The sequence below is a fragment of the Pedobacter sp. HMWF019 genome (assembly GCF_003061025.1).
Classification (GTDB): domain Bacteria; phylum Bacteroidota; class Bacteroidia; order Sphingobacteriales; family Sphingobacteriaceae; genus Pedobacter.
Map to the genome: position 1 here is coordinate 1 of NZ_QAIL01000055.1, position 11,377 is coordinate 11,377.

An 11,377-nucleotide genomic window follows, 5' to 3' on the forward strand; every position below is an offset into this window, starting at 1 on the left:
CATTAAAATCAGCAAAAATTCGACGCAGTTTAAATAGAATGTTTAACACAAAAAGATTAAACACCTTTAGTATCATAACTGATTTCAACTTTGGATTGCCCTTTTCTGAAAAAACCCAGCGCCTTCGCTGCGGCTTCCGAAATATCAATAATATATCTCTTTGTAAAAGGGCCGCGATCGGTGATTTCGACATCTACTGATTTTCCGTTAGAAAGATTAGTTACTGTTACAATCGTACCAAAAGGTAAGGTCCTGTGGGCAGCGGTCAATTTATGTCGTCTGTATCTTTTTCCGCTGGTCGTCCTTCTACCCTCAAACCGCCTGGCATAATAAGTAGCCATCCCCGTTTTTGTATTCGCTTTAGACTCCTCCTGTCCTGTTTTATCTTCTTGTGCATGAACTTGTAAAAACAGGAACATACTCAGTAAAATCAAACAATACCTCATATACTTTTTTATTGGTGAAACCGCAAAGATAAGAAAACTAACCGCTTATAAAATAAAAAAGCCAGAACTGTAGACAGTCTGGCTTTAAAAATCCTAAAATTCCGGCTTTTATTGCTGATCAGGCACGAAATTCATAGAGATAGAATTTACACAATGACGGGTATTTTTCGTCGTAAAACCCTCCCCTAAAAATACGTGTCCAAGATGCGCTTTGCAATTGGCACATATAATTTCAGTCCTCGATCCATCTGCATCCGGGATCCTTAACACCGCACCTTTAATCTCATCATCAAAACTCGGCCACCCACAATGAGAATCAAATTTAGACTCAGAGCGATACAAAGGAGCATTACATCTTTTACACACATATACGCCTTTTGATTTGTTGTTCAACAACTTGCCCGTGCCTGGGTATTCAGTACCCTTGTGTACAATAATATCTTCTTCTTCAGGGGTTAATTTATTCCATTCCATATTTTTGGTCGATTTAACAGCAATATCTTTATTTTCCTTTTGAGCACATGCCGCAAGGCCGGTTATTCCTAACACTCCTGCAAGAAGGATTGTTTTATAACATAGTATCTTCATCTGTGCAATTTGTTTACTGAATATACGAAACAACTGGTTAGATAGTTTAAAGGCAAGGTAATAATTATGTCATTACGTCCCTGAAAGACGATTTCATAAAAAAACCCTGAAATGATCATTCCAGGGTTTCTATTATTGAATTGGTTTGTGCCCGAAGAGAGACTCGAACTCTCAAGGATTGTACTCCAACGGCTTCTGAGACCGCAACGTTTACCAATTTCGCCATCCGGGCAGTAAAACAAGCACAAATTTTGCTCAACGGGTACAAAAGTAAGATAAATTCCTGAAATAAAAAAGCTCCGATGAAATATCACCAGAGCTTTTTAACATTATACAAGAAGGTCTTTATTTTTTTAGCAATTCAGCCATAGCAGCACCAATTTCAGCCGGGCTTTCGACTACGCGAATACCACATTCAGCCATAATTTTCATTTTTGCAGCAGCAGTATCGTCAGCACCGCCAACAATTGCACCTGCGTGCCCCATTCTACGTCCGGCTGGAGCAGTCTGGCCTGCAATAAAACCAACTACTGGTTTTGTTCCGTTTTCTTTAATCCAACGTGCCGCTTCAGCTTCCATTCCACCACCAATCTCACCGATCATGATAATACCTTCAGTTTCGGGATCATTCATCAACAGCTCAACAGCTTCTTTAGTTGTTGTACCAATAATTGGATCACCACCAATACCGATAGCTGTTGTAATGCCCATACCTGCTTTAACCACCTGATCAACGGCTTCATAAGTCAGTGTACCAGATTTTGACACAACGCCTACTTTACCTTCTTTAAAGATAAAACCTGGCATAATACCGATTTTAGCTTCACCTGCGGTAATGATACCTGGACAGTTCGGACCAATTAAACGGCAATCCCTGTCAGAAATATATTCTTTAACCTGAATCATATCCTTTGTAGGAATACCTTCAGTAATACAAACAATCACTTTAATCCCCGCTTCAGCAGCTTCCATAATGGCATCTGCAGCAAAAGCAGGAGGAACAAATATGATAGATACATTGGCACCGGCCTGATCAACCGCATCCTTAACTGTATTAAATACCGGTCTGTCTAAATGAGTTTGTCCTCCTTTGCCAGGAGTAACCCCTCCAACAACGTTAGTCCCGTATTCTATCATTTGAGAAGCATGATAAGTGCCTTCATTTCCTGTAAAACCCTGAACAATAACTTTTGAATCTTTATTTACTAAAACACTCATGTATCTATATTTTTTTGTTGCAAAGCTAAGGTAATTGAAATGGATTGTCAAATTGATTACCATTTTTATTACAATCTAAACATATAGAGTTTTCAATAGAGACTTTCAGTAAAGTTTTCCGTCTGGTTATAGTATTATAAAAAATAATTAACTTGGTTTATAACCCACTTATAATAGTCTTAACAGATAAATACAGAGGAACCCCGTCAGTATAAGTAAAACAAAAAAACAAAGTATACGCCATGAAAATATTATCTATGCTATTTTATTTCTTTGCCCATCATGGTGCATGGAGTTTTCTTGTCCTCATATTCGTTGGAATAGTCTTATCTATATGGCAAAAGACAATTACTTACGTCATCCTTGTCTTTGTTCTAGCTATATTTAACGTTTTTACAGGACAATTTGTCAACGCAATTTTTCTTAATCAGTTTGGTATAAGAGGATCTGCAATAATTACACTCTCTAAGGAAACCAGTTCCACCCTCAATGACCAATACATTTGGGATTATGATGTCGTGATGAAAACAGCAGATGGAAAAGATGTCGTCACGAAATTTTCAACAACAACAGCATCATTATACCCTGTTAGAAACAGTATACTTATTCCACCTGACGGAGAGCGCTTTGTAGTTAAGTACATCCCTGGTTTTGAAAAAAACATTGTAATTATGACAGATGAGTCTTCCTACGGTAAGAAAAGAATTACACATGAAAACCTGGAACCAGTTCAAAAAGCCAGAAATCAGTTTGAATCCAGTCCTTCCAACGAATCCTTTCGTAAAGCTTATGCAGATGAGATCAGAACTTTTTTGGAGAATCCCGAGAATGCTACAGACACCATTAATCTTATTCAACTCAAAACAATTTTAAGCCAGCTACAGAACAAGTAATTGGAACATGTACAATTAATTTGTGATTCCAACCGAATTAAACTGTAAGTCATACAGTTTTTTATAATAACCATCAATTTTGAGTAACTCCTGATGTGTTCCTTTTTCTTTAATTTCACCTTTATCTAATACAATGATCTGGTCAGCCTTCTGGATGGTAGATAAGCGGTGAGCAATAACGATAGAAGTACGGCCCGTCATCAGGTTCTCAATGGCATGCTGAATCAGCATTTCTGTCTCTGTATCTACAGACGATGTTGCTTCATCCAGTACCAGGATGGATGGATTATACACCAGAGCGCGGATAAAAGAAATCAACTGCGCCTGCCCTGCAGATAAAGTCGCACCGCGCTCCATCACATTATACTGATAACCCGACGGGAGACGTTCTATAAAATCATGGGCGCCAACTTTTTTTGCCGCATCAACCACTTCCTCCATGCCTATAGATGGATTATTGAGCGTAATGTTATTAAAAATGGTATCTGAAAACAGAAAAACATCCTGTAATACAGTAGCTATATTTTTTCTTAGATAATTAAGCTCATAGGCGTGAATATCTGTTCCGTCAACCATAATCTTACCTTTCTGTATTTCATAAAAGCGGTTCAGGATATTGATCGTCGACGATTTACCTGCGCCGGTAGCCCCCACAAGAGCAACAGTCTGCCCTGCCTGAACTTCAAATGAAATATCTTTTAGCACATAGTTATCGTCATTATAAGCGAACCATACCTTATCAAACTTTATCGAGCCTTTCATTTTTTCAGGAGTATAACTTCCATCATTCAAGGTAACTTCATCTGTATCTAAAACTTTAAATACCCTTTCGGCACCAACCATCCCCATTTGAAGTGTATTAAACTTATCTGCGAGTTCCCTTATCGGACGAAACAGCATACTAATAAACATGAGGAATTCGGCAATGGTTCCTGGCGTTACATTCAGAGGCTTTGCTAAAATGCTCTTAGCGCCATACCAGACCAATAAGCCCATAGACATGGCTGAAATGATTTCCACTACCGGAAAAAAGATAGAATAATACCAGTTGGAACGGATATTTGCATCCCGGTAACGAGAATTGATCTTCTCAAATTTATTGTATTCCTGTTTCTCCCTTGCAAAGTATTGAATAATAGAGATGCCTGTAATATGTTCTTGCAGAAAAGTATTCAGATTAGATACCTCTGTCCGGATTTGTTGAAAAGCAGACTTGATGGCCTTTTGGAAGATAGAGGTTGCCATGATCAGCAGCGGCATAGGCAACAACACAATTATAGTCAGTTCCCAATCTGAGTAAACCATAAAAACAATGATGGCTATAACCTGCAAAATATCACCAATGATCACGATCAACCCCTCGGAGAAAATATCCGAGATGGTTTCCAGATCGGAAACTGTACGGGTAATCAGCTGTCCGATAGGTGTCTTATCAAAATATTTTAACCGGAGACGGGTAATGTGGTTAAATACATTAATCCTAAGGTCGCGGATGGCCGACTGCCCAAGGGTATTGGTCAATAGCGTGTGACTGTACTGAATGATGCTTTGCAATACCAACAGAAGCACCATCAAAACTGTCATATTTACCAGCCCACCGTAGGCAGAAGTAAGAATATAGTTATCTAAAGTATATTTAATCAGAAAAGGTCTTACCGGAGCGATAAGCGCCAGCAGTATGGTCAGAACAACAGACCAGATAAAAATGCCCCGATAAGGTTTAACATACTGAAAGACTCTCTTCAGCAAACCAACATTAAAAGCATCTCCAGTTATTTTAGACATAGATTAGTGGACAAAAGGATAATCAACATGGACCAGATACAATCCGCAGGCGGGCACAGACTGACCTGCCTGACTACGGTCTTTACTTTCCATAATCTTTGCAAGGTCGGATAAATTAATTTCTTTTTTCCCTATTCTGATCAAAGTTCCTACTACAGCACGTACCATATTCCTGAGAAAACGATCAGCTCTTATGGTAAAGACAAGTCCGTCGTCCTTTTGTTCAAAAAAGGCCTGTGTAATTATGCAATTGTTAGTAAAAGTCTGCGTATTGGATTTACTAAAACAGGAAAAATCTGTATAAGCCATGATCAGCGCCGCAGCTTTATTCATTGCTGGTACGTCCAGGCTTCCCTTATACAACCAGGAACGATTCAACTTAAAAGGATCCTTATGAAAATGGATATGATACTGGTATGCTCTTGAAGTGGCGTTAAACCTCGCGTGCGCCTGCTCATCCACCTCAAAGATTCTTTTCACAGCAATATCATAAGGAAGCAGTGAATTAATGCTACCCACCTTGCTGTTGATATTGCCATAATCTCCTTCAGGTAGCTCAAAATGAGCAAAGAACTGTGAAGCATGAACACCAGTATCTGTACGGCCACAACCCAGCGTCACAATAGTCTGCCTGAAAAAAACAGAGAGAGCCTTATCCAGACATTCTTGCACAGAAAGGGCATTAGGTTGCATTTGCCAGCCATGGTAAGCTGTGCCATTATAAGACAGTTCGATAAAAAAACGTTGTGTATTCAATAGTACAAAGTTAACTGATATTCTCTTCTTTGATTTCAAAAGAATCAAAAAAAAGGAAGGTTTTAATATATTTGCTGAAATTATTAAACTGCTATGATACAAAGAATACAATCGGTGTGGCTTTTGTTAACAAGTTTAACCCTGTTTATATTATTGGCTTTACCTGTGGTGAGCAAAACGAATAATGGGACAGAATATATTGTTTATACCAACGGATTGCACCAAATCAAAAATGTCTCATCAGAAACTCATATCAGGGCAGATGTATTTATGCCTTTAATGGTCTCCAATATCATTATTGCCATCCTTGCGTTCATTGCTATATTCCTTTTCCGCAACAGAACACTTCAAAAACGGATTTGTAGTTTAATTATCATTTTAATTGCAGCATTCAATTTCTGGGTCTTTCAATCTGCCAGAGAAATACCTGGTGGTTTGGACGGTGCCTCCTTCGGTGCAGGTGCTTTTCTGCCCTTGGTTGCAATTGCATTCTGTTTTCTCGCCATAAGAGGCATCCGAAAAGATGAGCAACTGATCAGATCAGCGGACCGTTTACGCTAAGTTACTGAATACGTGGACTTTTTTATTTAGTTAACTACCAGTAAAATACCAATTTAAAAGCGTACCTTTGCGGCTTAATTAAATAATACATGACAAACCCATTTAAATTATTGGGGATAAGTGATGACGTTGTTAATGCTGTAAAGGATTTAGGTTTCGAAAATCCAACACCTATTCAGGAACAAGCTATTCCTGTGCTGTTAGAGGGCAATAATGACTTTGTTGGTTTGGCCCAAACAGGAACAGGAAAAACAGCCGCATTTGGATTGCCGCTGTTAGAATTGATAGACTTTAAAAGCAATAAGCCACAGGCATTGATTTTATGCCCTACGAGAGAGCTTTGCTTACAGATTACTAGCGACATCAAGAATTTCTCTAAGAACATCTCCGGTGCTAATGTGGTTGCCGTTTACGGTGGCGCAAACATTATGCAACAGTTGCGTGAGATCAGAAACGGTGTACAAATTGTAGTGGCTACACCGGGCCGTATGTTGGACATCATTGGCCGCAAGGCTATAGATTTCACAAATGTGAAATATGTAGTACTTGATGAGGCAGATGAAATGCTGAACATGGGCTTCCAGGAAGACATTAACGATATTTTGTCTACTACACCTGACGATAAAAAAACATGGTTATTCTCTGCTACTATGCCTCCTGAGGTAAGAAGAATAGCTAAAAACTACATGGACAGTCCGACCGAACTGACCATGGGAACAAAAAACACAGGTAACGTAAATATTGAGCATGAGTACTATGTAGTACGTGCAAGAGATAAATATGCTGCCCTTAAACGCATTGTCGATTTCAATCCTGAAATCTTCGCTGTGGTTTTCTGCAAAACCAAAATGGATACGCAGGATGTTGCCGAGCATTTGATTAAAGACGGTTACAATGCAGATGCATTGCACGGAGATCTTTCTCAGCAACAAAGAGACAAGGTTATGCAACGTTTCCGCGACAGACACATGCAATTGTTAATTGCTACTGATGTTGCTGCACGTGGTATCGATGTGAATAACGTAACACACGTTATCAATTATTCACTTCCTGACGAGATTGAAAGTTATACCCACCGTAGCGGTCGTACAGGTCGTGCCGGAAAAACAGGTATCTCTATCTGTATCATCAACTCTAAAGAGATTGGTAAAATCCGTCAAATTGAAAGGATCATTGGCAAACAGTTTACAAAAGCTGAATTACCTACTGGTTTTGATGTTTGCGAAAAACAACTGTTCTCTTTAGTGCACAAAGTTCATAATGTAGAAGTAAATGACAATCAGATTGATCAGTACATCCCACGCATTATGGATGAGTTTGCAGAATTGAGCAAAGAAGATGTCATCAAACGTTTTGCTTCTTTAGAGTTTAACCGCTTTTTAGAGTATTACAAAAATGCACCAGATCTGAATGCATCTGCTGACGACCGTGGAGAACGCGGCGAAAGGGGTGAAAGAGGAGAGCGTGGCCCAAGAAGAAGCAGCGACGGTTATACCCGTTTGTTCATTAACTTAGGTTCTGTGGATGATTTCACCAGAGGTGACCTTTTATCGTTTGTATGTAACAACGGTAAAATTGCCGGTAAAAATGTTGGTAAGATTGACCTTAAAGGAGTTTATTCATTCTTTGAAGTAGAAGATGCCAGCGTAGATGCTTTGTTTAACAATTTCAAAGATATCCAATTCAACAACCGTGGTGTAAGGATTGAGAAATCCGGAGACCCTGCAGAAAGCAGAAGCGGTGGTGGTGGTCGTGCCCGTAGCTATAGTGGTGGCGGAGACAGAAGAAGTTCTGGCGGTGGCCGTCGTGAAGGTGGAAGACGTGAAGGTGGAAACAGTGGCGGTGGTTTCAGAGATTTTTCTGGAAGAAGCCGTGAAGACAGAGGTGGAAGAAGCAGTGGTGGAAACGGTGGAGACAGAAGACGCAGGTCTTAATCTCTCCTTTATATAGACAAAAGCCCCGGAAATCCGGGGCTTTTTTGGTTTAGGTTGGTTGTGTTGAGGTTTATTTTAGAGGCTAAGTGCCAGACGTGTAAATACGTACCTGCCCAGGAAACCAAATTGAGGAGCCTGGTTCGGATATAAGATACCAGAGGTACCCTGGCTTCCCGGCAGAAGTTCTGCAGGATATACATCAAATATATTATTTGATCCTATGGTTAATTTAAGGCTCTTGGTTAAATTATAACCTACGCCAGCATCCGTTATCACACGTCCAGGCAAAACCTGCTCATTGGCAGCTACGTTGGTTGGTTGGGATACTGCGCCAAAATATACATTCCTTAGAAATACATTCCATTTATTTACTGTATAATCTAAAGTCAAATTTGCTTTAAAACGTGGCGTCACCTTTTCAATCAGGATCCGGCTCGCATTGTCAAGATAGATGTTTTCTTTGCCCGCTAATAATGGAGAGGCATGAATTCCGTGAACAATATCTGTTCTCGATAAAGTTGCTGCAAAATCAGCCCGGAAAGTTCCAATAGCCAAAGGTGTGGTATAAGTTAGCACCGCATCAAGGCCCTTGGTCCGGGTATCCACGGCATTAGCAAAGAAACGGGCTGTAGTCGCATTGGCCTGACGCAACAGGTCATAGATTTCTTTATCCTGGGCGCTGGCACCAGCGGCATTACTTCCGCTAAACTGACCGGTATAGATCACCCTGTTTTTAATCTGAATTAAATAGGCATCAACTGTCAATTTGAATTTACCCAGATTCGATGTAAAGCCTAAACTATAACTGTCCGAAGTTTCCTGTTTCAGTTTGGGGATTCCAAGGAGCTGAGCCACCCGGCTGTCATTCGCGAAGGTTCCTGATTCTACAAAAGCTCCATCCACAAATACAGTGGAGGTTGCACTAAAATATCTCTGATGTAAAGAAGGTGCTCTGAATCCTGTGCTAAACGCCCCTCTTAACAAGAACTGATCTGAGAATTTATAACGTGTCGCGATCTTCCCATTCAGCGTAGAACCAAAATCTGAATAGTTTTCAAATCTTAAAGCACCATCTACCAGCCATTTCTCTGTAAAATTAGCTTCAACATCTGCATATGCGGCTACTGAAGACCTCGAAGCATTAGTTAAATTATCTTTACTGATTCCCGGAAATCCCTGAGCACCGCCAGCATAGGCCTGTCCGTTTGCTGCAAACCGGGTAGCGATATTTCCCTTTGGATCCGGCACCAGGATGGGCTTACCATTTCCATCCGTTCCCACTTGAATAGCATTACCATAATTTACATAAGAAGCCTCTTCACCAGGTATGATCTTATAGTTTTCCAACCTGTTCTCAAAGCCAAAAGCAACATTGAGCCCCTTCAGCGTATTTTTATAGAAACGGGAAAAGTCAAGATTAGTGGTATTTTGCGAAAAAGCAAATCCACCAGATTCGAAAGAAGTTGGAGAAGTAGTAAGCATCGAGGCATTCAGAGAGTTCTCCGTCTGAAGGTCTATTTTATTCCTTCCAAAATTGTTACTCAAGTCTACCTTCCACAACCCAAGATTACCTCTGATTCCAACGGCAATCGACTGATCCAGATTACTGGTCACGATATCAGGTAAAAATCCATTGGGATAAATAGTTGCTATGTTTTGAGTAAGTTGACGTGGCGTACGGTAAAAAGCAGTTGAACGACCATTTCTATAATTCAGCCCCCCAAAGGCATACACTTCCGCACCATTGGACACGGGGATCACAGAGTTGAAAAATAGAGCTCCTCCCCTGTTCTGTGACTGACCGATATTTGGAACAAAATCTGAACGGCTCAGTCCACGTCGCTGCAGTTCTGCGTCTGTAATATCCTTTCCTGTTGGTGTAGGATACAAAGCCGGATTATTGTAATCTGTAAAAATCACACCTTTATAAGGTGTCGTACGTGAAGCAAAATCCCTATAATCGAAAGAACCCGACAAGTTTAAAAATCCGCCTTTATCATTTAAAGCAACTCCATAATTCACATTGGCTTGTACAGTCTGGCCATCCAATCCATCAGAATGCTTACCAGCATAACCACCAGCGGTTACACTCGAATTAAGTTGATTGACATTATCGTTTAATATAATATTGATCACACCAGCAATAGCATCCGATCCGTATTGCGCTGCTGCACCATCCCTCAAAATCTCTACCCGTTTAATTGCCGAGGTAGGAATCGCATTTAAATCCGTGCCCACAGAACCTTTTCCTAAACTACCATTGATATTTATCAGGGAAGTCGTATGGCGTCTTTTACCATTGATCAGGACCAATACCTGGTCGGGCCCCAAGCCTCTAAGAGAAGCGGGATCAATATGGTCTGTACCATCGGTTAGACTCATCACATTGGAAGTAAATGAAGGCGCAACGAAGTTAAGGATCTGGTTAAGGGTAACCTGAGGTGCATTTTGTGTAAGTTTCTTAATATCCACTACATCTACAGGAACCGGAGTATCCAAGTAAGAACGCGGAGCACTTCTTGACCCTACTACAACCACGTCATTTAAATCATTATTATTAGTTTGCAATAAGAAATCTAGCTCTTTACTCTCACCAGCTTTAACTGTTACAACTTTCTGCAAAGTCTGATAGCCTATATAAGTTACAAACACTGTATAGGTGCCTGGCGCGCTTAATTTAATCTCATATCTTCCGGAAGCATCAGTTCCGGCCCGTTGTTTTTGTCCCGAAACAGATACCGTAGCCCCGATAATTGTCTGTGCAGTATCTCTGACCACTCCTCTTATGGTTTGAGCAGAGGTAGAAAAACCCAGTCCAATAAGCAGTATAATCATTAGGTAAAATCTTCTCATAGAATAGTTTAGTTGGTGAAGAACAAATATAATCCATTATATCTACAATAATAGTAGTATTTAAACAAAAATATTACACAAATAAAATTAAGCGCATAAAAAAACCGGAACAGGATTCCGGCTTTTAAAATTGTGATAAAGACTAATGTTTTTTCTCAGGTCTGGTTCTGATCTGAGAGGCTTTCAAATATACCTTGGCTCCTTTTTTATTGACGTAATATTTACGGTTTTTACTGTTAATATACACGTCAGAACCATCAGGTGCCATCTTACCTTTCCAGGTTTTATCACCTACTTTAGAAGTCCCTTTTACAGCTACCTCAGCAGTTTTATTCCCTACCTT

The 11,377-nt window shown here is 40.1% G+C and carries 9 protein-coding genes, 1 tRNA gene and 1 pseudogene; 3 read left to right on the top strand and 8 right to left on the bottom strand.

Annotation, left to right across the window (positions count from 1 at the left end; genetic code table 11):
• Positions 1-56: 56 nt before the first annotated feature.
• From DBR11_RS03925 to sucD, 4 genes are all read right to left on the bottom strand, one after another.
• A complete protein-coding gene (locus DBR11_RS03925; RefSeq protein WP_108550314.1) occupies positions 57-446 on the bottom strand; it encodes a septal ring lytic transglycosylase RlpA family protein in 390 nt (129 codons plus the stop codon).
• 108 nt (positions 447-554) lie between these two features.
• Positions 555-1,034 (bottom strand): methionine-R-sulfoxide reductase, encoded by a 480-nt coding sequence (locus DBR11_RS03930; RefSeq protein WP_108550315.1) that lies wholly within the window; start codon positions 1,032-1,034, stop codon positions 555-557.
• Between the two features lie 148 nt (positions 1,035-1,182).
• Positions 1,183-1,266, bottom strand: a tRNA-Leu gene (locus tag DBR11_RS03935).
• Between the two features lie 113 nt (positions 1,267-1,379).
• The gene (gene sucD / locus DBR11_RS03940; RefSeq protein WP_108550316.1) at positions 1,380-2,252 is read right to left on the bottom strand and encodes a succinate--CoA ligase subunit alpha; all 873 of its coding nucleotides are present in this window, start codon (positions 2,250-2,252) and stop codon (positions 1,380-1,382) included.
• Positions 2,253-2,494: 242 nt separating this feature from the next.
• Here sucD and DBR11_RS29350 point away from each other — a divergent pair, with 242 nt between their 5' ends.
• Positions 2,495-3,145 carry a hypothetical protein gene (locus tag DBR11_RS29350; protein ID WP_146186450.1) on the top strand — a complete coding sequence of 217 codons (651 nt, stop codon included), beginning with the start codon at positions 2,495-2,497 and terminating at the stop codon, positions 3,143-3,145.
• Between the two features lie 15 nt (positions 3,146-3,160).
• Here DBR11_RS29350 and DBR11_RS03950 read toward each other — a convergent pair whose 3' ends face one another.
• Entirely contained in the window at positions 3,161-4,930 is a 1,770-nt protein-coding gene (locus tag DBR11_RS03950) for an ABC transporter ATP-binding protein (protein WP_108550318.1), read from the bottom strand.
• Positions 4,931-4,933: 3 nt separating this feature from the next.
• The gene (gene truA / locus DBR11_RS03955) at positions 4,934-5,686 is read right to left on the bottom strand and encodes a tRNA pseudouridine(38-40) synthase TruA (RefSeq protein WP_233260636.1); all 753 of its coding nucleotides are present in this window, start codon (positions 5,684-5,686) and stop codon (positions 4,934-4,936) included.
• Positions 5,687-5,779: 93 nt separating this feature from the next.
• Here truA and DBR11_RS03960 point away from each other — a divergent pair, with 93 nt between their 5' ends.
• Positions 5,780-6,247, top strand: coding sequence for a DUF4293 domain-containing protein (locus DBR11_RS03960; protein WP_108550320.1), 468 nt, complete (start codon positions 5,780-5,782; stop codon positions 6,245-6,247).
• Positions 6,248-6,336: 89 nt separating this feature from the next.
• The gene (locus tag DBR11_RS03965; protein WP_108550321.1) at positions 6,337-8,181 is read left to right on the top strand and encodes a DEAD/DEAH box helicase; all 1,845 of its coding nucleotides are present in this window, start codon (positions 6,337-6,339) and stop codon (positions 8,179-8,181) included.
• A gap of 75 nt (positions 8,182-8,256) precedes the next feature.
• On the opposite strand, the gene DBR11_RS03970 is transcribed toward DBR11_RS03965, so the two are convergent.
• Positions 8,257-11,034: a TonB-dependent receptor gene (locus tag DBR11_RS03970; RefSeq protein WP_108550322.1), complete on the bottom strand. Its 2,778-nt coding sequence runs from the start codon at positions 11,032-11,034 to the stop codon at positions 8,257-8,259.
• A 142-nt stretch (positions 11,035-11,176) separates the two neighbouring features.
• Positions 11,177-11,377, bottom strand: a pseudogene (locus DBR11_RS03975) (hypothetical protein); the annotation flags it as partial.

Excerpts from the sequence above, each read along its gene's own strand:
- sucD (WP_108550316.1), bottom strand. The coding sequence starts at position 2,252 with ATGAGTGTTTTAGTAAATAAAGATTCAAAAGTTATTGTTCAGGGTTTT.
- DBR11_RS29350 (WP_146186450.1), top strand. The coding sequence starts at position 2,495 with ATGAAAATATTATCTATGCTATTTTATTTCTTTGCCCATCATGGTGCA.
- DBR11_RS03970 (WP_108550322.1), bottom strand. The coding sequence starts at position 11,034 with ATGAGAAGATTTTACCTAATGATTATACTGCTTATTGGACTGGGTTTT.
- DBR11_RS03925 (WP_108550314.1), bottom strand. The coding sequence starts at position 446 with ATGAGGTATTGTTTGATTTTACTGAGTATGTTCCTGTTTTTACAAGTT.
- DBR11_RS03965 (WP_108550321.1), top strand. The coding sequence starts at position 6,337 with ATGACAAACCCATTTAAATTATTGGGGATAAGTGATGACGTTGTTAAT.
- DBR11_RS03930 (WP_108550315.1), bottom strand. The coding sequence starts at position 1,034 with ATGAAGATACTATGTTATAAAACAATCCTTCTTGCAGGAGTGTTAGGA.
- DBR11_RS03960 (WP_108550320.1), top strand. The coding sequence starts at position 5,780 with ATGATACAAAGAATACAATCGGTGTGGCTTTTGTTAACAAGTTTAACC.
- DBR11_RS03950 (WP_108550318.1), bottom strand. The coding sequence starts at position 4,930 with ATGTCTAAAATAACTGGAGATGCTTTTAATGTTGGTTTGCTGAAGAGA.